Annotated in this window: 18 protein-coding genes; 7 read left to right on the forward strand and 11 right to left on the reverse strand. The window is 68.7% G+C overall.

Annotated features, from left to right (window positions below):
* Positions 1–12: 12 nt before the first annotated feature.
* From gspG to gspE, 3 genes are all read right to left on the reverse strand, one after another.
* Positions 13–447, reverse strand: a complete 435-nt coding sequence (gspG, locus tag FOF45_RS03345; protein WP_158982598.1) for a type II secretion system major pseudopilin GspG — start codon at positions 445–447, stop codon at positions 13–15.
* A gap of 128 nt (positions 448–575) precedes the next feature.
* Positions 576–1,793 carry a type II secretion system protein XpsF gene (gene xpsF / locus FOF45_RS03350; RefSeq protein WP_158982599.1) on the reverse strand — a complete coding sequence of 406 codons (1,218 nt, stop codon included), beginning with the start codon at positions 1,791–1,793 and terminating at the stop codon, positions 576–578.
* 3 nt (positions 1,794–1,796) lie between these two features.
* Positions 1,797–3,515 (reverse strand): type II secretion system ATPase GspE, encoded by a 1,719-nt coding sequence (gene gspE / locus FOF45_RS03355; RefSeq protein ID WP_158982600.1) that lies wholly within the window; start codon positions 3,513–3,515, stop codon positions 1,797–1,799.
* A gap of 172 nt (positions 3,516–3,687) precedes the next feature.
* Between gspE and FOF45_RS03360 the strand changes: the two genes are divergently transcribed.
* Positions 3,688–4,221 (forward strand): tetratricopeptide repeat protein, encoded by a 534-nt coding sequence (locus FOF45_RS03360; RefSeq protein WP_158982601.1) that lies wholly within the window; start codon positions 3,688–3,690, stop codon positions 4,219–4,221.
* Between the two features lie 196 nt (positions 4,222–4,417).
* Here the strand turns inward: FOF45_RS03360 and purL are convergent, their stop codons facing one another.
* The 3 genes from purL to xerD form a co-directional block, all read right to left on the reverse strand.
* Positions 4,418–8,326, reverse strand: coding sequence for a phosphoribosylformylglycinamidine synthase (gene purL / locus FOF45_RS03365; protein WP_158982602.1), 3,909 nt, complete (start codon positions 8,324–8,326; stop codon positions 4,418–4,420).
* A gap of 135 nt (positions 8,327–8,461) precedes the next feature.
* On the reverse strand, positions 8,462–9,307 hold the full coding sequence (locus FOF45_RS03370) for a DsbC family protein (protein ID WP_158982603.1): 846 nt from the start codon (positions 9,305–9,307) through the stop codon (positions 8,462–8,464).
* A gap of 732 nt (positions 9,308–10,039) precedes the next feature.
* Positions 10,040–10,981, reverse strand: coding sequence for a site-specific tyrosine recombinase XerD (gene xerD, locus FOF45_RS03375; RefSeq protein WP_158982604.1), 942 nt, complete (start codon positions 10,979–10,981; stop codon positions 10,040–10,042).
* A 29-nt stretch (positions 10,982–11,010) separates the two neighbouring features.
* Between xerD and FOF45_RS03380 the strand changes: the two genes are divergently transcribed.
* Positions 11,011–11,472, forward strand: coding sequence for an RDD family protein (locus tag FOF45_RS03380; RefSeq protein WP_158982605.1), 462 nt, complete (start codon positions 11,011–11,013; stop codon positions 11,470–11,472).
* Positions 11,473–11,796: 324 nt separating this feature from the next.
* On the opposite strand, the gene lptG is transcribed toward FOF45_RS03380, so the two are convergent.
* Both lptG and lptF read right to left on the reverse strand, forming a co-directional pair.
* Positions 11,797–12,897, reverse strand: coding sequence for an LPS export ABC transporter permease LptG (gene lptG, locus FOF45_RS03385; RefSeq protein WP_158982606.1), 1,101 nt, complete (start codon positions 12,895–12,897; stop codon positions 11,797–11,799).
* The gene (gene lptF / locus FOF45_RS03390; RefSeq protein ID WP_158982607.1) at positions 12,894–14,003 is read right to left on the reverse strand and encodes an LPS export ABC transporter permease LptF; all 1,110 of its coding nucleotides are present in this window, start codon (positions 14,001–14,003) and stop codon (positions 12,894–12,896) included. The genes lptG and lptF overlap by 4 nt, the downstream gene beginning before the upstream one ends.
* Before the next feature lie 305 nt (positions 14,004–14,308).
* Here lptF and FOF45_RS03395 point away from each other — a divergent pair, with 305 nt between their 5' ends.
* From FOF45_RS03395 to FOF45_RS03405, 3 genes are all read left to right on the forward strand, one after another.
* Complete coding sequence (locus FOF45_RS03395; protein WP_158982608.1) at positions 14,309–15,784, forward strand: leucyl aminopeptidase; 1,476 nt, start codon at positions 14,309–14,311, stop codon at positions 15,782–15,784.
* A 4-nt stretch (positions 15,785–15,788) separates the two neighbouring features.
* Positions 15,789–16,211 (forward strand): DNA polymerase III subunit chi, encoded by a 423-nt coding sequence (locus FOF45_RS03400; RefSeq protein WP_158982609.1) that lies wholly within the window; start codon positions 15,789–15,791, stop codon positions 16,209–16,211.
* A gap of 156 nt (positions 16,212–16,367) precedes the next feature.
* Positions 16,368–19,145 (forward strand): valine--tRNA ligase, encoded by a 2,778-nt coding sequence (locus tag FOF45_RS03405; RefSeq protein WP_158982610.1) that lies wholly within the window; start codon positions 16,368–16,370, stop codon positions 19,143–19,145.
* Positions 19,146–19,355: 210 nt separating this feature from the next.
* Here FOF45_RS03405 and rimI read toward each other — a convergent pair whose 3' ends face one another.
* From rimI to pssA, 3 genes are read right to left on the reverse strand one after another with little or no spacing between them, the layout of a single operon-like run.
* Positions 19,356–19,793: a ribosomal protein S18-alanine N-acetyltransferase gene (gene rimI / locus FOF45_RS03410; RefSeq protein ID WP_158987181.1), complete on the reverse strand. Its 438-nt coding sequence runs from the start codon at positions 19,791–19,793 to the stop codon at positions 19,356–19,358.
* A gap of 53 nt (positions 19,794–19,846) precedes the next feature.
* On the reverse strand, positions 19,847–20,191 hold the full coding sequence (locus FOF45_RS03415; protein WP_158982611.1) for a hypothetical protein: 345 nt from the start codon (positions 20,189–20,191) through the stop codon (positions 19,847–19,849).
* Positions 20,188–20,961 carry a CDP-diacylglycerol--serine O-phosphatidyltransferase gene (gene pssA, locus FOF45_RS03420; RefSeq protein ID WP_158987183.1) on the reverse strand — a complete coding sequence of 258 codons (774 nt, stop codon included), beginning with the start codon at positions 20,959–20,961 and terminating at the stop codon, positions 20,188–20,190. Before pssA ends, FOF45_RS03415 begins: the two co-directional genes overlap by 4 nt.
* A 226-nt stretch (positions 20,962–21,187) precedes the next feature.
* Here pssA and FOF45_RS03425 point away from each other — a divergent pair, with 226 nt between their 5' ends.
* Together FOF45_RS03425 and FOF45_RS03430 are read left to right on the forward strand one after the other, a co-directional pair.
* Positions 21,188–21,577: a DUF4124 domain-containing protein gene (locus FOF45_RS03425; protein WP_158982612.1), complete on the forward strand. Its 390-nt coding sequence runs from the start codon at positions 21,188–21,190 to the stop codon at positions 21,575–21,577.
* 132 nt (positions 21,578–21,709) lie between these two features.
* Positions 21,710–23,407, forward strand: coding sequence for a proline--tRNA ligase (locus tag FOF45_RS03430; protein WP_158982613.1), 1,698 nt, complete (start codon positions 21,710–21,712; stop codon positions 23,405–23,407).
* Positions 23,408–23,474 lie beyond the last annotated feature (67 nt).

The following is a 23,474-nucleotide window of genomic DNA, read 5'->3' on the forward strand; positions in this document are numbered from 1 at the left end:
GGGCCCCGTCGCTTACTCGTACTTGATGTCCGCGTCGACGCTGGAGCCGCCGACCTTGCCGTCCTTGCCCAGGCTCACCAGGTCGAACGGACCGCCCTCGCCCGGCGCGCGGTATTCGATCGCATGGCCCCACGGATCCTTCAGTTCCACCGGCTTGGCGTACGGGCCAAGCCAGCCGTTCACGTCGCCCGGCTGGGTGACGAGTTCATCCAGCGAAGTCGGCAGGCGACCGGTGTCCATCTGGAACGACTCGACCTTGCCTGCGAGCGTCTGGATCTGCGCCTTGGCGATGTTGTAGTCGCCGCGGTCCTTGCCGCCCAGCACGCGGTTGCCGACGAAGGCCAACACCGCGCCGATCAGCACGATCACGATGATGATCTCGATCAGGCTCATGCCGCGCTGGCGGGCAGCGGACGGGGAGCGGGTCAGCGAACGGCGGTTGCGCATGGGGTGTCCTTGTCGGGGTGCGTCCGGGGGAAAGCGGATGTTTACCTGAAATCGGTTGCCATTGGGCTGACTGCGGCCGGCTGCGTTCAGTTCCGTGGGACGGCCATCTCGTTGCTTCACGGCGCCCGTCACCCGATCGACCCGGTCAGGTCGTAGATCGGCGCCAGCACCGAGATGATCACGATGCCCACGATCGCCGCCAGTACCACCGTCACCACCGGCACCAGCGCGGCGAGCATGCGGTCCAGCGCCAGCGAGGTTTCCTGCTCGAACGTCTCGGCGGTCTTCACCAGCATCGCCTCCAGCGCGCCGGATTCCTCGCCGACCTGGATCATCTGCACCGCCAGGCGCGGGAAACGCTTGCCGCGTCCCAGCGCCATCGACAGCGGCACGCCGTTCTTCACTTCTTCCGCGGCGGCATCGACGTCGGCCGACAGCACGCGGTTGTCGAGCACGTTGCGGCCGATGCCCATCGCGGTGATCAGCGGCACGCCGTTACGCACCAGCGTGCCCAGCGTGCGCGCCAGCCGCGCGGTCTCGATCTTCGCCACCAGCGAACCGGCCACGCCGCGGCGCAGCAGCCACGCGTCGAACGCTTCGCGGAATGCCGGATCGCGACGCTTGCGATCGAACCACCACAGCGCCAGCGCCGGCACCACCAGCAGCACGATCCACCAGTCGCGCACGAACAGGCCCACGCCCAGCACCATGCGCGTGAACAATGGCAGCGGTGCATCCAGGCTCTCGTACATCGTCGCGAACTGCGGCACCACGTAGCCCAGCAGGAACAACAGGCTCAGGCCGACCATGCACAGCAGGATGGCGGGATAGATCAGCGCGTTGACCACGCGACCCTGCAGTGCGCGCGCGCGTTCGAGGTAATCGGCCAGCCGCGCCAGCGTCTCGTGCAGGCTGCCGCCCGCTTCGCCGGCGCGCACCATGTTCACGTACAGGCGCGAGAACGTGCCGTGCTGGCGCTCCAGCGCCGTCGACAGCGAACTGCCGCCGCGCACCGCATCGCGGATGTCGCCGATGGTGCGCCGCGCGGCTTCGTCCTCGGGCAGTTCGAGCAGGATGCCCAGCGCGCGATCCAGCGGCTGCCCTGCACCGAGCAGCGTCGCCAGCTGCTGGGTGAACTGCACCAGCCGCGTGCCGGCGAACGGTTTCGCCCGGAACAGGCCCTTCCACACGGACGCACCGGACGCCTCGCTGGCGAGCTTGGCCTCGACCGGCAGATGGCCCTGCTCCTGCAATCGTGTCACCACTTCGCCGCTGCTCTGCGCCTCCATCTGGCCGTCGAGCAGCTCACCGCGCGGGTTGAGGGCTTTGTAGTGGTAGAGGGGCATGCGTTACGCGTCCTCGGTCACGCGCAGCACTTCCTCGATCGTCGTCTCGCCCGCGAGTGCCTTGGCGATGCCGTCCTCGTACATGGTGCGCATGCCCGCCTGGCGCGCGATCTGTTCGATCTCGCCCATGCCGGCGTGGCGCATCACCGCGCGCCGCAGGTCGTCGTTCATCACCAGGAATTCCATGATCGTGGTGCGACCGTGGTAACCGGTCGGCGCGATCGCCGACGGTGTCGGGCGGTACAGGTAGATGTCGCCCGTCGGCTGGTAGCGGCGCAGGCTGAACTTCTCGATCTCCTCGGGACTGGCGAGGTAGCGCTCCGCGTGCGTGCGCTCCAGCCGGCGCACCAGGCGCTGGGCGAGGATGCCGTTGATCGTCGACGTGAGCAGGTAATCCTCCACGCCCATGTCGAGCAGGCGCGTGATGCCGCCCGCCGCGTTGTTGGTGTGCAGCGTCGACAGCACGAGGTGGCCGGTGAGCGCGGACTGGATCGCGATGCGCGCGGTTTCCAGGTCGCGCATTTCGCCGATCATGATGATGTCCGGGTCCTGGCGCACGATGCTGCGCAGCGCATGGGAGAAATCGAGCCCGATCTGCGGCTTGGCCTGGATCTGGTTGATGCCTTCGATCTGGTATTCGACCGGATCCTCGACCGTGATGATCTTCACGTCGGGCGTGTTGAGCTTGCTCAATGCGGTGTACAGCGTGGTCGTCTTGCCAGAGCCGGTCGGGCCGGTCACCAGCAGGATGCCGTGCGGCTGGTCGAGCACGCGCTGGAACTGCGGAAGAAACACGTCTGTGAAACCCAGCCGCTTGAAATCGAACACCACCGTCTCGCGGTCGAGCAGTCGCATCACCACGCTCTCGCCGTGCGCGGTCGGCACGGTGCTCACGCGCAGGTCGAGTTCCTTGCCCTGCACGCGCAGCATGATGCGGCCGTCCTGCGGCAGGCGGCGTTCGGCGATGTTGAGCCGTGCCATGATCTTGATGCGGCTGATCACCGCAGCGGTGAGGTTCGCCGGCGGGCTTTCGCCTTCGGCGAGCACGCCGTCCACGCGATAGCGCACCTTCAGGCGGTTCTCGAACGGCTCGATGTGGATGTCGGATGCGCGCAGCTCGACCGCGCGCTGGATGATCAGATTGACCAGGCGGATGACCGGCGCTTCCGACGCCAGATCGCGCAGGTGTTCGACGTCGTCCAGGTCGCCGCCCGCACCTTCGCCTTCGGCGGTTTCGACGATCGCGCCCATCGCACTGCGGCCCTGGCCGTACCAGCGTTCGACGAGGTCGCCGATCTCCGAACGCAGCGCCACCGCCGGGCGCACGTCGCGGCCGGTCGCCAGGCGCAATGCGTCGAGCGTGTAGGCGTCCTGCGGATCGGCCATCAGCACGTCGACGGTCGTCTCGCTTTCGCCGACCGGACACACCGCGAACTGCTTCATGAAACGCGCCGACAACGCCACGCCTTCGGGCGGAAGCTCAGGTGCGTCCTTCACGCCGACCAGCGGCAGGCCCAACACCTCGGCGGCGGTTTCGGCGTGGTCGCGTTCGGACACCAGGCCCAGTCGCGCGAGCAGCGCGAGCAGGCTGCCGCCGGTTTCTTCCTGCAGGCGCCGGGCGCGCGCGAGGTCGGCGTCCTTCAGGCGACCCCGGGCCAGGAGCGCATCGACGATGCGTTCCTCGACTCCATCGCGGCTCGTGTCTTGGGCGACTGCGTTCACGTGGCTCCCGGTCGTTGCGACGTCTTCCGCGATGACCCGCCGACTTTAGCAGCTGTCGCTTGAAGGTCGCGATCCCGTCCCGGGAGCCATCACGGAACCATGACGGGGATTCTTGCCCATACCGCCTGCAGCGAACCGTGCCTATGCTGCGACCTCCAGACAGGGGGACCCGATGAGTAAGTACATCGTCACGGCCATGACGGCCGCGCTTCTCGCCATCAGCGCCGGCACCGTCCAAGCCGCGAAAAAAGAGGACCGCGTCGCCGTCGCGACGTACCACGGCAAATCGAAGCAGGACGCTGCGCGCGAACTGCTCACGATCGCCCGCGAACAGGCCGGCAAGGGCAGCTGGGAACAGATCGCGGTCGGCCGCGTGTATTACCTGGGCGGCTTCAAGGCCGAAGGTCAGGCGATCTTCGACGCGATCCTGGCCGGCAAGCACGAAGACAGCGATGTGTACCGCATCGCGCGTGTCTACAGCGAGGCCGGCGAATGGGCCAAGGCGGGGCCGTTGTTCCAGCGCTACATCCAGGCGACCGACGACGACGCCACGGGTCTGGCCGAAGTCGGTGCGCTGTACCTGCTGACCGGCGATCGCGATACCGCCGAGAAGCTGTTCGACCGATCGGTGGAGATCGAGCCCGAAGACCTGTGGTCGACGCTGCACATGGCGGGCGCGTATCTCAATGTGAAGCCGCAGGAATAGGCCTGTCTGGCAGGCGATTCGCGGACACCGGCCGTCCCGGCCGGTCGTTCGCTAGCCGCGCGGCAGTGCCGCGCAGGCAATGACTTCGATGAGGTGTCTGCTGCCATCCGTGGCGCGACACATTCGCTTCGGAATGCCCTGACCGGCCTTCCTGGCCGGTCGTTCGCTAGCCGCGCGGCAGTGCCGCGCAAGCGGCTCAGCTCACCCACACCCTTGCGTTGCGGAACATGCGCATCCACGGCGAGTCCTCGCCCCACTCGGCAGGCGCCCAGCTCATGTTCGCACTGCGCAGCGTGCGCTCCGGATGCGGCATAAGAATGGTGGCGCGGCCGTCGGCGCTGGTCAGGCCAGTGATGCCGTCCGGCGAGCCGTTCGGGTTGAGCGGATAGCGCGTGGCGACCTGGCCGTTGCCATCGACGTAACGCAGCGACACGTGCGCGGCGGACTGGTCGAGGTTGCTGTCGAATTCGGCGCGGCCTTCGCCGTGCGCGACCGCCACCGGCAGGCGCGATCCGGCCATGCCGCGGAAGAACAGCGACGGCGACTCGATCACTTCCAGCAGCCCCAAGCGCGCTTCGAACTGTTCGCTGCGGTTGCGCAGGAACTTCGGCCAGTGCTCGGCGCCGGGGATGATCGGCTTGAGCTGCGACAGCATCTGGCAGCCGTTGCACACACCCAGCGAGAAGCTGTCCTCGCGCGCGAAGAACGCCGCGAATGCATCGCGCAGCGCGCTGCGCTCCAGCACCGACGTCGCCCAACCGCGACCCGCACCGAGCACGTCGCCGTAGGAGAAACCACCGCACGCGGCGATGCCCTTGAACGCGGCCAGGTCGAAGCGGCCGGCGATCAGGTCGCTCATGTGCACGTCGACGGCTTCGAAGCCGGCGCGATCGAACGCTGCGGCCATCTCGATCTGGCCGTTCACGCCCTGCTCGCGCAGGATCGCGACCTTCGGCCGCACGCCGGTATTGATGAACGGCGCGGCGACGTCGTCGGAGGGATCGAAGGCGAGTTTGGGCTTCAGGCCCGGCGCGTTGAAATCGCGCGCGACCGTGCGCTCCTCGTCGGCGCCTTCGGGGTTGTCGCGCAGCTTCTGCAGCGCGTGCGTGGTGGACCACCATGCATCGAACAGTTCTTCCCAGCGCCACTCGACCAGGGTCTTGCCTTCGTCGCGCACGCGCACGGACGGCGCGGTCGTCGGCTTGGCGATGCGCTGCGCGCAGTCGATCAGGCCGTGGCGCGCGACCAGGTCGGCGAACTCGGCGCGGTCCTCGGCGGCGACCTGCACGATCGCACCGAGCTCCTCGTTGAACAGCGTGCGGAACGGATCGTCGCCCCAGCCATCGAGGTTGATGTCCAGACCGGTGCGCGAGCAGAACGCCATCTCGCACAGCGCGGCGAAGGCCCCGCCGTCGGAGCGGTCGTGGTAGGCCTTGATGACGCCGGCCTCGCGCGCGTCGCGGATGAGCTCGAAGAAATCGCGCAGGCGCTGCGGGTTGTCGAGGTCGGGAACGCCCAGCGTGCCGGCGAACGCGGGCAGCGATGCATCGCCATCGACCGCATCGGGATGGCACTGCGCCAGCACCGAACCGCCCAGGCGCTGCTTGCCCGCGCCCAGGCCGATCAGCCACAGCTCGGATTCTTCCTCGCGCGACAGCAGCGGCGTGAGCTGGCGGCGCAAGTCGACCACCGGCGCGAACGCGCTGACGATCAACGACACCGGCGAAACCGACTTCATGTGCACGTCGCCGGCCTTCCACTGCGCCTGCATCGACAGCGAATCCTTGCCGACCGGAATGCTCATTTCGAGTTCCGGGCACAGTTCCATGCCCACGGCCTTGACCGCGTCGAACAGGCGCGCGTCCTCGCCGGCGTGACCGGCGGCAGCCATCCAGTTGGCGGAGAGCTTGATGCGGTTGAGCGATTCCACCGGCGCGGCGCACAGGTTGGTGATCGCCTCGCCGACCGCCATGCGCGCGGCGGCGGCGGCATCGATCAGCGCCAGCGGCGTGCGCTCGCCGATCGACATCGCCTCGCCGACGTAACCGTCGAAACCGGCGAAGGTGATCGCGCAGTCGGCGAGCGGCAGCTGCCACGGACCGACCATCTGGTCGCGTGCGGTGAGGCCGCCGACGGTGCGATCGCCGATGGTGACCAGGAAGTTCTTCGAAGCGACCGACGGATGCGCCATCACACGCAGCGCGGCGTCGCGCAGCTCCAGACCTTCCCAGTCGAGCGCGGGCCACGGCGCGGCCGACGGCCGGCGCGCGTCGCGGTGCATCTTCGGCGGCTTGCCGAACAGCACGTCCATCGGGAAATCGATCGGCCAGTCGCGGCCTGGCTCGCGCGCGTTCTCGCGCGTCGCGCCGTAACCGACGACGAGGTGTTCCTCGGCAGTGGCATGGCCAACCACAGCGAACGGGCAGCGTTCGCGCGCGCAGATGTCGGCGAACTCCTGCACGCGATCGGCGGGCACGCCGAGCACGTAGCGTTCCTGCGATTCGTTGCACCACAACTGCATCGGCGACAGCGAGGGATCGTCGCTGGGCACCTTGGCGAGGTCGATCACGCCACCGAGGCCGGAGTCGTGCAGCAGTTCCGGGATCGCGTTGGACAGGCCACCGGCACCGACGTCGTGCGCGGTATGGATCGGATTGTCGAGGCCGCGCGCGACGCAACGGTCGAGCACTTCCTGGCAGCGACGCTCCATCTCCGGGTTGTCGCGTTGCACGCTGGCGAAATCGAGTTCCTCGTGGCTGTCGCCCGAGGCGACCGAGCTGGCCGCGCCGCCACCCAGGCCAATCAGCATCGCCGGGCCGCCGAGCACGACCACGGCGTCGCCCGGCTGCATGCCGAGCTTCTTGACCTGCGTGCGGTCGATCGCGCCGAGGCCACCGGCCAGCATGATCGGCTTGTCGTAGGCGCGCGTGTGAGCGCCTTCTTCCAGCTCGAAACTGCGGAAATAACCGGCGAGATTCGGACGGCCGAATTCGTTGTTGAACGCGGCCGCGCCGAGCGGGCCGTCGATCATGATTTCCAGCGCGGACGCCATGCGCGGATTGAGCGAGCGCTTGCGCTCCCACGGCTGCGGCAACGTCGGGATGCGCAGGTGCGAGACGCTGAAACCGCACAGACCCGCCTTCGGACGACCGCCGCGGCCGGTTGCGCCTTCGTCGCGGATCTCGCCGCCATTGCCGGTCGATGCGCCGGGGAACGGCGCGATCGCGGTCGGGTGGTTGTGCGTCTCGACCTTGATCGCGAACGCCGAATCCACTTCGGCTTCCGCGCGGTACGCGTGCGTGACCGGATCCGGGCGGAAGCGGCGGCTCGCATAACCTTCCACGACCGCCGCGTTGTCGCTGTACGCCGACAGCGTGTGCTCGGGCGTGGTCGCGTGGGTGTGCTTGATCATCTTGAACAGCGAGGTCGTCTGGTCGACGCCATCGATGGTCCACGATGCGTTGAAGATCTTGTGGCGGCAGTGCTCGGAGTTGGCCTGCGCGAACATCATCAGCTCGACGTCCGAGGGATCGCGGCCGAGCGCGGCGTAGCGTTCGCGCAGGTAGGCGATCTCGTCATCAGCAAGCGCCAGGCCCAGGCGCGCGTTCGCGGTTTCCAGGTCGGCCAGCGCAATGCGCTCGAGTTCGCCGCGCACCGGCACCGAGAACAGCGCGATGGCGTCTTCGCGCGCATCGAGCAGCGACTGCGTCATCGGGTCGTGCAGCACCTTCGCCAGCGCGCCCTGCGTCGGCGCATCGGACGGCCAACCGGCGAGGTCGAAACGAGTGCCGCGTTCGACGCGCTTGATCGGCAGTCCGGCGCCCTGCAGCAGCTCGGTGGACTTGCTCGCCCACGGCGAAAGCGTGCCCAGGCGCGGCGTGACGTAACGCGAGACAGCGCCGTCGGCGCGCGCGGCTTCGGCCATGTCCGCCTGCAGGATGCGGCGGAGCGCGTCGGCATCGGGGGCGGCCCCGGCCTGCGGCTCGACCCAGTAGGTGGGCCATGCGCCGAGGAGGCGGACAGACGGATGGAGGGCTTGCAGGCGGGCTTGGAGCCGTTCCAGGCGGAACGGCGACAGGGCGGATGCGCCCTCGAGGACGATCATGTCCGGGGAACCGTGCGACGTCGGGCCCGACATTGTACCCAAAGCGCCGCTTCACCCGCCCGGGACCGGCGCACGAGGTCCCGAAACGACGACGCCGCCCGAAGGCGGCGTCGTGGCGGCCGTTGGCGGCGGGGCTCAGGCGCCCGGGGCCTTGCCCGCGGTGCCGGCGGTCTGGGCCTGTTCGGCGGCCAGCTGGTCCAGCGCCTCACGCAGCTTCGCCGGCGGCAGGTAGCCACCCAGCTGCACGCCGCCCTCGGTGAGGATCATCGGCGTACCGGTCAGGCCAGCGCGCTGACCGATGTCGTACTGCTGGTTCACGCTGGTCTTGCAGCTGCGGGACGGCGGCGTGCGGTCGTTCTTGGCGTCGGTCAGCGCCTTGCGGCGATCCGGCGCGCACCACACCGCGACCATCTTCTTGTAGTCCTCGCTGCCGATGCCCATGCGCGGGAACGCCAGGTATTCGATGGCGATGCCCTGGCGGTTGTACTCGGCGATCTCGCTGTGCAGCTTGCGGCAATAGCCGCATTCCACGTCGGTGAATACCGCGACCGTGTACTTGGGCTTGGCCGGCGCGAACACGATGCGCTCGCTGACCGGGATGGCCTTCAGCAACTGCTGGCGCATCGCCGCCATCGAGTCCTCGCTGAGGTTCTTCTTGGCCGCGACGTCGAACAGCGCGCCGCCGGAGCCGGGCAGGAACAGGTAGCGCCCGTCGTCGCTGACGTAGACGACCTGGCCGGCGACGATCGCCTCACGGAAACCGGGCAGCGGCGCCGCACCGATGCGTTCGACCTCGACGCGCGGATTGAGCTGGCGCACGGCGTCGATGGCACGGGCGTCGGCGGTGCCGGGCTTGGGCTTGGGCGCGCTCATCGAGGGCGCGCTGGCGGCGGCGGGCGCCTGCGCGGCCGCGCCGCTGGGAGCCTGTGCGCAGGCGGAGAGACTGAGGGCGCCAAGCGCGGCGAGGAGAATTCGCTTCATCGGGAGTCCTGAAGGTGCGACCCGGAGGACGCTGGGGGATGGCCCGGATTGTGGCACGGGCGGCTCGGGCGGCCAGTGCTTTTGGTCAAGGATGGAACGGGACGGGCAGGCGGAGTACAGGGTTGGGGTGGGGGGGATTGGTATTGGTAGGCGGTTTGGTGGATGCAAAGGCCCCGCTTCTAGAACGCGACCTTTGCCATCCTTGGCGGCACGCGACCGGCTTCGGGTCGCCCTGCCCGACCATCCGTGGCCGGGCGTTCGGCAGACCGCGCGGCAGATGCCGCGCAAGCGGTCTACCTCACCCATCCTTGGCGGCACGCGACTGGCTTCGGATCGCCCTGACCGGCCATCCGTGGCCGGGCGTTCGGCAGACCGCGCGGCAGATGCCGCGCAAGCGGTCTACCTCACCCATCCTTGGCGGCACGCGACTGGCTTCGGATCGCCCTGACCGGCCATCCGTGGCCGGGCGTTCGGCAGACCGCGCGGCGGTGCCGCGCAAGCGGTCTACCTCACCCATCCCTAGCGATACGCGACCGGCTTCGGATCGCCCTGCCCGACCATCCGTGGCCGGGCGTTCGGCAGACCGCGCGGCGGTGCCGCGCAAAGGTCCGCTTCGACAACGCGACCTTTTCCATCCCTGGCGATACGCGACTGGCTTCGGGTCGCCCGGCCCGGCCATCCGTGGCCGGGCGTGAGGCGGCGCGCGAAGCTTCGCTTCGCAAGCGCGCCGCCTCACCCCCTCGGGTGGTGCTTCGAATGCAGCTGCTTGAGCTGTTCGCGTGCCACCAGGGTGTAGATCTGCGTGGTCGACAGGGAGCTGTGGCCGAGCAGCATCTGCAGCGCGCGCAGGTCGGCGCCGTGGTTGAGCAGGTGGGTGGCGAAGCTGTGGCGCAGGCCGTGCGGGCTGATGCGCGCGGGGTCGATGCCGGCCAATGCGGCGTAACGCTTCACCAGTTGCCAGAACTGCTGGCGCGTCGGCGCTTCGCCGGTCGTGGCGAGGAACAGCGGCGCCAGCGCGCGCTTGCCCGCGAGCAGCGGACGCGCCTGGGCGAGATAGCGTTCGAGCCAGTGTTGCGCCTCCTCTCCCAGCGGAACGAGGCGCTCCTTGCTGCCCTTGCCCATCACGCGCAGCACGCCCTGTCGCAGGTTGACCGCGGTCGAGGGCAGGTTCACCAGTTCGCTCACGCGCAGGCCGGCCGCGTACATCAGTTCGAGCATCGCGCGATCGCGCAGGCCCAATGGTGTGGCGACGTCGGGCGCGGCGAGCAGCGCGTCGATCTGGCTTTCCGCCAGCGCCTTGGGCAACGAGCGCGGCAGCTTCGGCGGTTCCAGCAGTGCGGTGGGATCGTCGCTGCGTTCGCCGCGTCGCACCAGCCATGCGTAGAGCGCGCGAAGCACTGATAGCAGCCGCGCGTTGCTGCGCGGCGAATAGCCCTGCTGCGCGCGCCAGGCCAGGTAGTCGAACAGACCCGCGCGGTCGATGCGTGCCAGCCCGCTGCGCCAGCGCGCGAGCAGTTCGAGGTCGCGCCGGTAGCTGTCGAGCGTGGCCTGGGCAAGGCCGTTTTCGGCCCAGATCGCATCGAGGAACGCGCCGATGAGGCGGGCGTCGCCATCGGCCAGTTCCGGCAAGGCCATCGCCACGACGCGGCGTTCCGCGGGAGTTCGTGCACTCATCGCGCGAGCTTAGCGGCTATCCTGATGCGATGGCATCGCCTTCTCCTTCCCGTCCCGCCGCACTGATCGGCTGGCGCGTGCTCGCGCTGGTCTACGACTTCTGGCCGGTGCTCGCACTGTGGATGGTGGCCTCGGCTGCCTTCACCTTCGCCTACACATGGAGCGGCCACGCGACGCGTGAGAACATTCCGCCATTCAGTGCGCTGCAGTGGGTTCTGTGGGTCGTGTGCTGGCTGATCACCGGTGCGTACGCGCTGCTGAGCTGGCGTCGCGGCGGGCAGACGCTGGGCATGCGTCCGTGGCGGTTGAAGCTCGTGTCGATCGACGGCGGCGCACCGTCGTGGCGCGCGCTCGCAATCCGTTACGCGATGGGAAGCGTGTCGCTCCTGCTCGCGGGACTGGGCTTCTGGTGGGCGTGGCTCGATCGCGATCGCATGACGTGGCATGACCGCGCGAGCGGGACGCGGATGGTGCGGTTGGAGAAGCGGTGAAGTCGTAGGGCTGCGCGGTATACGGCAGCGTGTGCTGGCGAGCGACAGTACTCGGCCTGCCGCGCGGCGATGCCGCAAGCGTGCCACTTCGACGTGGATTCGGCCGCCATCCCTGGCGTCACGTAACCGGCTTCGGGTCGCCCTGCCCGGCCATCCGTGGCCGGGCGTTCGGCCCGCCGCGCGGCGATGCCGCAAGCGTGCCACTTCGACGTGGATTCGACTGCCATCCCTGGCGTCACGTAGCCGGCTTCGGATCGCCCTGCCCGGCCATCCTTGACCGGGCGTTCGGCCCGCCGCGCGGCGATGCCGCGCAAGCGGCGAGCCTCACCCGCTCCGTTTCTTGAAGAGATACCCCGACACGCCCAGCATGATCACGGTCGGCAGCAGGTACGCGAGGCGATAGTCGAACTTGTACACCGCCGCGAGTTTCACGAACTGGGTCTGCAGCAGCCAGAAGCACAGCGCGAACACGATGCCGATGAACAACCGCTTGCCCATGCCGCCGCTGCGCAGCGTGCCGAACGCGAACGGCACCGCGGCCAGGCACAGCGCCAGTACGTTGACCGGATAGAACCAGCGTCCCCAGTAGTGCTCTTCGAATTCCGATGCATCCAGCCCGTTGCGTTCGCGGTAGTCGATCGCGTGGCGAAGATCGGCGGCGGACAGATAACGCGGGCGGTCGGAACCGCTGGTGAGCATGGTCTGGTCCAGGTGCGACCGCCATTCCATCGTCTCCAGCTTTTCCTGCTTCACCGAATCGGCGGTCAGCTGGTTGCGCGTCACGTCGCTCAGCGCCCACGCGCCGCCACGCCGCTGCGCCGACTTCGCGTGGATGATCTCGCGCAGGCTGCCGTCGGGCGCGACGAAATAGAGCGACACGCCCCGCAGTTCGAGCACGCGCTGGTCGCCGACCATGCGTTCCTGTCCGCTTTCGGCGTTGAGGATGGTCTCGCCGTCGCGCGCCCACAGGCCCTGCGTGTACTGCGGCACCACACGCCCGGCTTTCGCCGCCGACTTGATCATGTCGGCGCGCTGCTGCGTCCACGGCGCGATCCGCTCGCCGTTGAACACCATCAGTGCGGTGAGGAGAGCAAGCGCGCCGGCGACGGCCAGTCCGAGGCGACGCCGCGACAGGCCCAGCGCGCGCAGTGCGGTGAGTTCGGACGTGGCCGCCAGCTGGCCCAGCGCCATCAGAGAACCAATCACGGCCGCGTAAGGGAACAGGTAATACAGCCGTCGCGGCACGCTGAGCGCCATGTAGACGAAGGCTTCGGAGATGCCGTAGCGACCCTTGCCGATGTCGCCGAACTCGCTGACCAGGCCGAGCATCACGTCCAGCCCGCCCAGCACTGCCCAGGTCAGCGCGACCGTGCCGAGCACGACGCGGCCGACATAGACGTCGTGGATCTTCGGGAACGGCCTCATGCGGCGGCTCCGGCAACCGGCGCCGCTGGTTTCCTCGGCCGGCCAAGACGCCCGTCAGTGAAATACAGCCACAGCGCGATCGCCATCACCGGCACCACCAGCCACCACAGGCCCAGCGCGGGCGCGAGCTTGCCGTTTTCCAGCCAGCCACGGCCCGCGGTCATCAGGTTCTGCCCGATCAGATAGGACAGGAAGCCGACCACCACGCGCCCGTAGCGCGCCTGGCGCGGCATGCTGCGCGCCAGCGGCACGGCCATCAGCGCGAAGGCCAGCGCGAGCAGCGGCGGGGCGATGCGGAAATGCAGCTGAGCCTGGGCTTCGCGGCGCGGATCGCTGATCAGTTCGGTGGTCGGCAGCATCTCCGGATCGCGCGCGTCGAACTTCGCTTCCACCGCCGGCAGCAGGATTTCGTTGCGGGCGTAGGTGACGAGGCGGAAATCCTTGCCGCCTTCGAGCGGGCCTTCGAGCTGGTGACCCTCCTGCAGGGTCAGGTAACGGTTGCCACCCGGCTCGACCACCAGTTCGCCCTGGTTGGCGGTGACCACGTCGATGCGGCCCTTTTCGTTGTAGCGGTGCACGAACACCCGGCCCAGGTGGCTGCCATCCTTGGACATGCTGGCCACGTAGATCACGCCGTTGCCATTGGGAATGCCCGTGAACGTGCCCGGCTCCAGGCCGGCCAGGATCAGGTTCCGGTTGGCGTCGTTGATCATCTGCTTGGACACCCGGTCGGCCCACGGACCGAGCCAGAGCGAGCAGGCCGCGACCACGATCACCAGCGGTCCGACCACCGTCATCAGCGGGCGCAGCATCCGCCGCGGGCCAACACCTATCGAGGTGATGACCGGCATCTCCGAATCGCGGTACAGCCGGCCCACGCCGAGCATCAGGCCCAGCATCAGCGCCAGCGGCAGGATGATCGGGGTCCACTTGATGAGCACCAGGCCGAGCTGGATCAGCATCATCCCGGCCGGCACGCGGCCGCGCGCGATGTCCTGGAGGACGTCGGTGAAGGCGCCGCCGACGGTGACGATCAGCAGCACGACCAGCGTGGCCAGGATCGCCAGGGCGAATTCGCTGATGAGGTAGCGGTCCAGCTTGGGCATCGGTCGGGTTCGGTCGGCGTCGCGTCAGAGGGTACGGGATCGGCTGCGTGCGCCGCGTCGTCCGGGCCACGGCCGCAGCCGCATCCCGGCCCGTCGCGCCGGACCATCCGCTTGAACGAACACCCCCGGCACGCCCGTCGAGCGGCAGGGCGCCGGTGGCGGCCTGCTAGAATCGGGGGTTCGTCCGAGGGCGTGAGGCGGCTGCGCAAGGCGCGGCCCGAACGGGCAACGCGTGCATCGCAACCCCCTCACGACCGCTCGATTGTACGGAACTGCTTCTTCAATCTGCTTTGGGAATCTGTTGGATGGCCCTCGAATTCGACCTGAACCGCGACGCGCCCGCCGCCGCCCAGACTGACTGCATCGTCGTCGGCGCCTATGCCGACAACAGCCTGACGCCCGCGGCGAAGGCCCTCGACGAGGCCAGCGGCGGCCGCCTGCGCGCCCTCCTCGAACGCGGCGACGCCAGCGGCAAGACCGGCAAGACCGCACTGCTGCACGACCTGCCCGGCGTGACCGCGCCGCGCGTGCTGGTGATCGGCCTGGGCGATGCCGCCAAGTTCGGCGTGCCGCAGTACCTCAAGGCCGTGGGCGATGCCGCGCGCACGCTCAAGAGCGGCCCGATCGCGACCGCGCTGTTCACCCTGTCCGAAGTCGCCGTCGCTGGTCGCGACGCCGCCTGGAACATCCGCCAGGCCGTGATCGCCGCCGACCACGCCTGCTACCGCTACACCGCCACGCTCGGCACCGCGCGCAAGAAGGACGAGCCGGGCCTGCGCGCGCTCTCGATCACGGGCAACGACGCCCTCGCCCTCGCGCAGGGCCAGGCCATCGCCGCCGGCGTGCAGTTCTCGCGCGAGCTGGGCAACCTGCCGCCGAACATCTGCAACCCGGCCTACCTCGCCGCGCAGGCGCAGGAGTTCGCCGGCCGCTTCCCGACCGCCTCGTGCGAAGTGCTCGACGTGGCGCAGATGACCGAACTGGGCATGGGCTCGCTGCTGGCCGTCGGCCGCGGCTCGGCCAATCCGCCCAAGCTGATCGTCCTGAAGTACAGCAACGGCGGCGACGCCAAGCCCTATGTGCTGGTCGGCAAGGGCATCACCTTCGACACCGGCGGCATCAACCTCAAGACGCAGGGCGGCATCGAGGAGATGAAGTACGACATGTGCGGTGGCGCCACCGTCATGGGTACGTTCGTCGCGGCCGTGGGCATGCAGCTGCCGATCAACCTCGTCGTCGTGGTGCCGGCCGTGGAGAACATGCCCGACGCCGACGCCTACCGTCCTTCCGACGTGCTCACCAGCATGTCCGGCAAAACCATCGAAGTCGGCAACACCGACGCCGAGGGCCGCCTGATCCTGTGCGACGCACTGACCTACGCGCAGCGCTTCGAACCGCAGGCGCTGGTCGACGTGGCCACGCTCACCGGCGCCTGCATGGTCGCGCTGGGCAAGTTCGCCTCCGGCCTGATGAGCAAGCACGACGACCTCGCCGCGGAACTGCTGGACGCCGGCGAGAACGTGTTCGACCGCGCGTGGCGCCTGCCGCTGTGGGACGAGTACCAGACCCTGCTGGAATCCAGCTTCGCCGACGTCTACAACATCGGCGGCCGCTGGGCCGGCGCGATCACCGCCGGCTGCTTCCTCGCGCGCTTCGCCGAAGGCCAGCGCTGGGCGCACCTGGACATCGCCGGTTCCGCCTCCGACGAAGGCAAGCGCGGCATGGCCACCGGCCGTCCGGTTGGCCTGCTGAGCCAGTGGCTGCTGGACCGCGTGGCCTGACCGCGTGGCGCGCGCCGACTTCTACCTGATCCAGAAGGACCGGTTCCGCGAGGAACCGCTCCTGCTGGTGTGCGAACTGGCGCGCAAGGCGCACGACGCCAACCTGTGGACGCTGGTGCTGGCGCGCGACGACGAACAGGCGCAGCGGCTCGACGAGCTGCTGTGGGAATTCGACGCCGACGCCTACCTCCCGCACCAGGTGGCGGGCGACGAGGAGGACGAGCTGACGCCGATCCTCATCGCCACGCCCGACACCGACACGCCGATGCGCGCGCTGGTGATCAACCTGCGCGACGAACCCGTCGACGGCAGCTTCGATCGCGTGCTCGAAGTGGTACCTGCCGACGACTCCGCGCGCGGCCCGCTGCGCGAACGCTGGAAGCAGTACCAGTCGCGCGGGCTCGAGTTGAAGAAGTACGACATGTAAGTTCCTCACCGTCATTCCCGCGAGTGCGGGAATGCAGCGACTTCCATGCCGGACAGTTCGCGACGGAAACCAAGAATCCAGGCACTGGATAGTGCCGCCGTTCGGTGGCCCAAAAGCCCCCGAGTTCGCGGGAACCACGAGCAAGAAGCACGAACCATGACCGACACCCTCGCCTCCTCCTACGATCCCAAGCAGTTCGAAACCCGCCTGTACGAAGAGTGGGAGCGCAGTGGCGTATTCAAGCCGCGCGGCGAAGGCGAGCCGTACACCATCCTGCTGCCGCCGCCGAACGTCACCGGCACGCTGCACATGGGCCATGCGTTCCAGCACACGTTGCAGGATGCGCTGGTCCGCTACCACCGCATGCGCGGTTTCGATGCGCTGTGGCAGATGGGCACCGACCACGCAGGCATCGCCACCGAAATGGTGGTGGCGCGCAACCTCAGCCGCGATGGCGTCACCCGCGACGATCTCGGCCGCGACGGTTTCATCGCCAAGGTTTGGGAATGGAAGCAGCAGTCGGGCGACACCATCGAGCGGCAGATGCGCCGCCTGGGCACGTCCGGCGACTGGACGCGCAGCGTCTTCACGATGGACCCGATGGCCGCCGATGCCGTGGTCGAGGCGTTCGTGCGCCTGCACGAGCAGGGCCTGATCTACCGCGGCCAGCGCCTGGTCAACTGGGATCCGGTGCTGAAGACCGCGATCTCCGACCTGGAAGTGGTGAACGAAGAGGAAGACGGCTTCCTGTGGTCGATCAGCTACCCGCTGACCGACGGCAGCGGCGAGCTCGTCGTCGCCACCACGCGCCCGGAAACCATGCTCGGCGACGTCGCCGTGATGGTGCATCCGCAGGACGAGCGCTACACGCATCTGATCGGCAAGACCGTCACGCTGCCACTGAGCGGCCGCGAGATCCCGGTCATCGCCGACGATTACGTCGACCGCGAGTTCGGCACCGGCGTGGTCAAGGTCACGCCCGCGCACGACTTCAACGACTACGCCGTCGGCCAGCGCCACGGCCTGCCGCTGATCAACATCTTCACCCCGGTCGCGGCGGTCAACGACAACGCGCCTGAGAAGTACCGCGGCCTGGACCGCTACGAAGCGCGCAAGGTCGTGCTCGCCGACCTGGAGGCCGCAGGCCGCCTGGTCGAGGCCAAGCCGCACAAGTTGCAGGTGCCGCGCGGCGACCGCACCGGTCAGGTGATCGAGCCGTACCTCACCGACCAGTGGTTCGTGAAGATGGACGGCTTCGCCGCGCGTGGCCTTGAGCTGGCCGAGAAGGGCGACGTGAAGTTCGTCCCGCCGAACTGGATCAACACCTACCGCCACTGGATGGAGAACATCCAGGACTGGTGCATCAGCCGCCAGCTCTGGTGGGGCCACCGCATCCCGGCGTGGTACGACGACGACGGCCGCATCTTCGTCGGTCGCGACGAAGACGAAATCCGCGCAAAGCACGGCCTTGGCACCGAGGTGAACCTCTCGCAGGACAGCGACGTGCTGGAGACGTGGTTCTCCTCGGCACTGTGGCCGTTCTCGACGATGGGCTGGCCCAACCAGGCGCTGATGGACGAACGCGGCTTCGACCGTTACGTGCCGTCGAGCGTGCTCGTCACCGGCTTCGACATCATCTTCTTCTGGGTCGCGCGCATGATCATGGCGACCGACCATTTCACCGGTCGCGTGCCGTTCCGCGACATCTACATCACCGGCCTGATCCGCGACTCGCATGGCCAGAAGATGTCGAAGTCCAAGGGCAACGTGCTCGATCCGCTCGACCTGATCGACGGCATCTCGCTGGAAGAGCTGCTGGACAAGCGCACCAGCGGCCTGATGCAGCCGAAGATGGCCGAGAAGATCGAGAAGGCCACGCGCAAGGAATTCCCGCAGGGCATCCCCGCCTTCGGCGCGGACGCGCTGCGTTTCACCATCGCCGCGCTGGCCACGCACGGCCGCGACATCAAGTTCGACCTCGGCCGCGCCGAGGGCTACAAGAATTTCTGCAACAAGCTGTGGAACGCCACGCGCTTCGTGCTGATGAACACCGAGGGCGCGAGCTTCGCCGGTGCGCCGCAGCCGCGCACCGACGCCGAGCGCTGGATCCTCTCGCGCCTGGCGACCGTCGCTGCCGAGGCGGAAACGCACTTCGCCGCGTACCGCTTCGACCTGCTCTCGCAGGCGCTGTACGAGTTCGCCTGGAACGATTTCTGCGACTGGTTCGTCGAGCTCGCCAAGCCGGCCCTCAACGGCGACGATGCCGACGCCGCGCGCAGCACGCGCCACACGCTGCTGTACGTGCTCGAACGCCTGCTGTCGCTGCTGCATCCGCTGATTCCGTTCGTGACGGAAGAACTGTGGCTGCAGATCGCACTGAAGCTCGGCATCGCCGAGACGACGATCATGCTGCGCCCGTATCCGCAGGCGGCCGATTTCGCCGGCCAGGACTACGCGACGGCCGAAGCGGACGTGGAGTGGCTCAAGGAGATGGTCACCGTGCTGCGCAGGATCCGCAGCGAGCTCAACGTCGCGCCGTCGAAGACGGTGCCGCTGCTGGTCGCCGACTGCTCGGCCGCCGACCGCGAGCGCGTCGCGCGCTTCGATTCGCAGCTGCGCTTCCTCACGCGCCTGGACGGCATCGACGTGCTCGCCAGCGACGCGGATGCGCCGGCCGCGGCGACCGGCCTGGTCGGTGAACTCAAGCTGCTGGTGCCGCTGGAAGGACTGGTCGACCTGGACGCCGAACGCGTGCGCCTGGACAAGGAGATCAAGCGCGTCGACGGTGAGATCGCGAAGTGCCACAACAAGCTGGCGAGCGAGACCTTCGTCGCCAACGCGCCGGCCGCCGTGGTCGAACAGGAGCGCAAGCGACTGGCCGACTGGAACCTGCAGCGCGAGGCGCTGATAACGCAGCGCGCGAAGCTCGACTGAGGCTCCCCCTCTCCCTGGCCGCCTTCGGCGGCCTGTCCCTCTCCCGCAAGGGGAGAGGGAGGAGCGCGGGGCTACCGATCAGCTCCTCCCCCTGCAAGTGGACCGGGAGAAGCGCAGCTACTGAAGCATCGGGCTTTTCCTTCTCCCCTCGCGGCGACCGCAGGGAGTGCAGAGCTGAGAAGGTGCCCGAAGGGCGGAAGAGGGGACGCTTCACCCCTCCGGCGGCAACAACTCGATCGCCATCACCAGCGCATCCTCGCGTCCATCGCGTGCCGGGTAGTAACGCGGGCGACGACCGATCTCGTTGAAGCCTTCGGAGTGGTAGAGCGCGATCGCGCCATCGTTGGACGGGCGCACTTCCAGGAACACGCGCTCTGCGCCGCGGCCGCGTGCGATGTGGACCAGCGCACGCAGCAGGTGGCGGCCGTGCCCCCGCCCCTGGTACGACGGATCGATGCAGATGTTGAGCACGTGCGCCTCGCCGGCGGCGACGCTCATCAGGAAGTAACCGATGATCCGTCCGCCATGCTGCAGCACCCAGGCCGGATAATCGGCGCGCAGGCAGTCGCGGAAGATGCCGACCGTCCACGGGAATTCGTACGCGCGGATCTCGACCGCATGCACCGCGTCGAGGTCCTCCTCGCGCATGGGCCGCAACGCGCCGAAAGACGCACGCGCCCCGGTGTCGGCGGCCAGTGCGTTCACGGCACGCGTCCCTTGGCGCGCAGCGCACGCAGGCGCGGCCACAGCGCGCGCTTGGCGGCGGCGTTGCCGCGCAGCGCGGCGAGATCGATGTCGAGCGCGGCCAGCGCCGCGCCATCGCCTACGACGCGCTGCAACGCCTGCATCAGGCGATCTTCATGCGCGACGGAACGCGCCGGCGCCGGACGCCGTTCTTCGCGCACGGGCTTCGATGCTTCGCGCACGACAGCATCCCGCGCGGGTTCCGTGGCGGATGCATCGCCTTCGGCCGGCGCGAGCGACCACACCGCATGGCCCATCGCCTGCAGCCATTCGCGCTGCTGCGTGGTCCACAGGCCACTCATGAGGTCGCCTCGGACGGCGGGCGTCGCAACCGGCGCACGGCCGCGTACACCGGGCCGGACAACGCGTACAGCGCGCCGATGGCGAGCAGCACGCGTGGCGGATCGATGGCGACGGCGACCACGATCGCAAGCACGACGACGATCGCCAGGAAAGGTACGCGGTCGTGGCGCGGACCGCCGCCCTTGAAGCTGAAGTAACGCAGGCGGCTGACCATCAACAGTCCCGCGATCACGGTCACCGCGAGCGCGCCGTAGCGCAGCTGTTCGCCGCTGTAGCCCAGGTCGTGGCAGGTCCATACGAAGCTGGCCACCAGGCCCGCTGCCGCCGGGCTCGCAAGACCGATGAACCAGCGCTTGTCGACCTGGCCGACCTGCGAATTGAAGCGCGCCAGGCGCAGCGCCGCGCAGGCCGCGTAGAGGAATGCCGCGACCCAACCGATCTTGCCGGGGATCACGCCGTCCAGGAGCGTGCTCGACAGCGCCCAGTGGTACATCACCAGCGCCGGTGCGAGGCCGAAGCTCACCAGGTCCGCGAGCGAGTCGTACTGCACACCGAACTCGCTCTGGGTGTTGGTCAGTCGCGCGACGCGGCCGTCCAGTCCGTCGAGGATGCCGGCCACGAACACCGCGATGCAGGCATCGTCGAAACGCCCCTGGGTGGCGGCGATGATCGCGTAGAAGCCGGCGAACAGGCCGCCCGTGGTGAACAGGTTCGGCAACAGGTAGATGCCGCGTCCGCGCGGGCGCGGCGTCTGCTGGGTTTCGTCCATGTGGGGGCTGGTCGGCATGGCTGTTCGAGGGCGCGGGCGCCGGGACAGGACAGTGTAAGTCCAACCGCGCCGGATCGATTCCGGGGCATCCGCGCAAGCGCGACGCCCCGCCCGAGACAACGAGACCGGCGCCACATATGTCGACATCCGGTCGCGCGGCGCTTGCCTCGACGCCTGTGCGGTGCTGCAATCGGCCGAATTCCGCTGCTCCCGACCAGGACTCCGCATGTCGCCCAAGTCGTTCCGCCTGCTGCCCGGCGTCGTTGCCGGCCTGTGCCTGGTCCTCGCCACCCCGGCCTTCGCCCAGAAGGTCTACCAGTGGAAGGACGCCAAGGGCGTCACCCATTACTCCGACTCGCCGCCGCCGGACCAGGCCATCAAGGGCCGTGCGATGCCGGCCAACGGCGGCAAGGCGGCCGAGGAAGCCCCGGTCAAGCCCGTGGTCAACGCCAACTGCAGCAATGCGCGCAGCAACCTCGCCGTGCTTCAGGGCGGCACGCCGGTCGGCATCGACGAGGACAAGGACGGCAAGCCCGACCGCAACCTCACCGAGAGCGAGCGCGGCAACCGCACCGAGCTGGCACAGGCGCAGGTCAAGACCTACTGCGGCGGCTGATCCACCGCATCGCTCGCGGGCGCCGCACGTGGCGCCGCATCATTTCCCCGGCGCCGCAAGCGGCGCCCGCGCGGGTCCAGCCTGCGCCGCGCATGGCAGAATGGCCGCTTCCCTACGTCCGAAGCTCCGCCGATGCGCCTGTCGCAGTTCCATCTCCACACCAGCAAGGAAACTCCCGCCGAAGCCGAAATCATCAGTCACAAGCTGATGCTCAAGGCCGGCATGATCCGCAAGCTCGCCGCCGGCCTGTACACCTGGTCGCCGCTGGGCCTGCGCGTGCTGCGCAAGGTCGAGCGCGCCGTGCGCGAGGAGATGGAAGCTGCCGGCGCCATCGAAGTGCTGATGCCGTCGGTGCAGCCGAAGGAACTGTGGGAAGAGACCGGCCGCTGGGAGAAGTTCGGCGGCCAGCTGCTGAAGATGCAGGACCGCAAGGAAGCCTGGTACTGCTACGGCCCGACGCATGAGGAAGTCATCACCGACTTCGCTCGCCAGGAGCTGTCCAGCTACAAGCAGCTGCCGGTCAACTTCTTCCAGATCCAGACCAAGTTCCGCGACGAGATCCGCCCGCGCTTCGGCGTGATGCGTGCGCGCGAGTTCCTGATGAAGGACGCCTATTCGTTCCACGTCTCCGACGAGGACCTGGGCCGCGAGTACCGCAACATGTACGACGCCTACGGTCGTATCTTCACGCGCCTCGGCCTGACCTTCCGCGCGGTGTCGGCCGACAGCGGCGCCATCGGCGGCGCGGTCTCGCACGAGTTCCACGTGCTCGCCGATTCCGGCGAGGATGCGCTCGCCTTCTCGACCGGCTCGGACTACGCCGCCAACGTCGAGGCCGCCGTCGCTGCCGACCCCGCACCGCGCGCCGCCGCGGGCGAGTCGCTGCGCAAGATCGACACGCCGCACCAGAAGACCTGCGAGGACGTCGCCGCGCTGATGGGCATCGCCCTGCAGCGCACGGTGAAGTCGATCGCCGCGGTCGCCGAGGACGGCACGTTCGTGCTCGCGCTGGTGCGCGGCGACCATGCAGTCAACGAGATCAAGCTCGGCAAGGTCGCCGGCCTGGCCGGCTACCGCCTGGCCAACGAGGCCGAGATCCAGCAGTTCCTCGGCAGCGAACCGGGCTTCCTTGGCCCGCTCAATCCGCGCCAGCCGATCCGCGTCGTCGCCGATCGTGAAGTCGCGGCGATGGCCGACTTCGTCGTCGGCGCCAACGAGAAGGGCTTCCACCTCGCCGGCGTGAACTGGGGCCGCGACCTGCCCGAACCCGAGACTGTCGCCGACATCCGCAACGTCGTCGCCGGCGATCGCGCCGCCGACGGTGGCGAGATCGGCATCGCGCGCGGCATCGAAGTCGGCCATGTGTTCCAGCTCGGCCGCAAGTACGCCGAGGCGATGAAGCTCACCGTGCTCGACGCCAACGGCAAGGCCGCGGTGCCGGCGATGGGCTGCTACGGCATCGGCGTGTCGCGCATCGTCGCGGCCGCGATCGAGCAGAACCACGACGAGAACGGCATCGCCTGGCCGGAGGCGATGGCGCCGTGGCAGGCGGTGGTTTGCGTGATCAATCCCAAGGGCGATGCCGCCGTGGCCGAAGCCGCGCAGGCGCTGTACCGCGACCTCAACGCCGTCGGCATCGAGACCGCGCTGGACGATCGCGGCCTGCGTCCGGGCGCGATGTTCGCCGACATGGAACTGATCGGCATCCCGCATCGCATCGTGGTGTCCGAGCGCGGCCTGTCGGCCGGCACCTACGAGTACCGCCATCGTCGCGCGAGCGAGTCGGAGAACCTCGACCGCGCCGCGGTGCTGGCGAAATTCGGCCGGTAATCCGCGCGAAAACCCCTCTCCCACACGGAGAGGGGTCGGGTCCGACGCCCGCCTCGATTTACGCCGC

The sequence above is a fragment of the Lysobacter panacisoli genome, from assembly GCF_009765165.1.
In the GTDB taxonomy this organism is placed as follows: domain Bacteria; phylum Pseudomonadota; class Gammaproteobacteria; order Xanthomonadales; family Xanthomonadaceae; genus Lysobacter_J; species Lysobacter_J panacisoli.

What these genes read in the sequence shown, in the direction of transcription:
- FOF45_RS03395 (WP_158982608.1), top strand. Translation starts at nt 14,309, where the DNA reads ATGGCCCTCGAATTCGACCTGAACCGCGACGCGCCCGCCGCCGCCCAG.
- xpsF (WP_158982599.1), bottom strand. Translation starts at nt 1,793, where the DNA reads ATGCCCCTCTACCACTACAAAGCCCTCAACCCGCGCGGTGAGCTGCTC.
- FOF45_RS03415 (WP_158982611.1), bottom strand. Translation starts at nt 20,191, where the DNA reads ATGAGTGGCCTGTGGACCACGCAGCAGCGCGAATGGCTGCAGGCGATG.
- xerD (WP_158982604.1), bottom strand. Translation starts at nt 10,981, where the DNA reads ATGAGTGCACGAACTCCCGCGGAACGCCGCGTCGTGGCGATGGCCTTG.
- pssA (WP_158987183.1), bottom strand. Translation starts at nt 20,961, where the DNA reads ATGGACGAAACCCAGCAGACGCCGCGCCCGCGCGGACGCGGCATCTAC.
- lptF (WP_158982607.1), bottom strand. Translation starts at nt 14,003, where the DNA reads ATGCCCAAGCTGGACCGCTACCTCATCAGCGAATTCGCCCTGGCGATC.
- FOF45_RS03380 (WP_158982605.1), top strand. Translation starts at nt 11,011, where the DNA reads ATGGCATCGCCTTCTCCTTCCCGTCCCGCCGCACTGATCGGCTGGCGC.
- lptG (WP_158982606.1), bottom strand. Translation starts at nt 12,897, where the DNA reads ATGAGGCCGTTCCCGAAGATCCACGACGTCTATGTCGGCCGCGTCGTG.
- FOF45_RS03430 (WP_158982613.1), top strand. Translation starts at nt 21,710, where the DNA reads ATGCGCCTGTCGCAGTTCCATCTCCACACCAGCAAGGAAACTCCCGCC.
- FOF45_RS03425 (WP_158982612.1), top strand. Translation starts at nt 21,188, where the DNA reads ATGTCGCCCAAGTCGTTCCGCCTGCTGCCCGGCGTCGTTGCCGGCCTG.
- FOF45_RS03405 (WP_158982610.1), top strand. Translation starts at nt 16,368, where the DNA reads ATGACCGACACCCTCGCCTCCTCCTACGATCCCAAGCAGTTCGAAACC.
- gspG (WP_158982598.1), bottom strand. Translation starts at nt 447, where the DNA reads ATGCGCAACCGCCGTTCGCTGACCCGCTCCCCGTCCGCTGCCCGCCAG.
- rimI (WP_158987181.1), bottom strand. Translation starts at nt 19,793, where the DNA reads ATGCGCGAGGAGGACCTCGACGCGGTGCATGCGGTCGAGATCCGCGCG.
- purL (WP_158982602.1), bottom strand. Translation starts at nt 8,326, where the DNA reads ATGATCGTCCTCGAGGGCGCATCCGCCCTGTCGCCGTTCCGCCTGGAA.
- FOF45_RS03370 (WP_158982603.1), bottom strand. Translation starts at nt 9,307, where the DNA reads ATGAAGCGAATTCTCCTCGCCGCGCTTGGCGCCCTCAGTCTCTCCGCC.
- FOF45_RS03360 (WP_158982601.1), top strand. Translation starts at nt 3,688, where the DNA reads ATGAGTAAGTACATCGTCACGGCCATGACGGCCGCGCTTCTCGCCATC.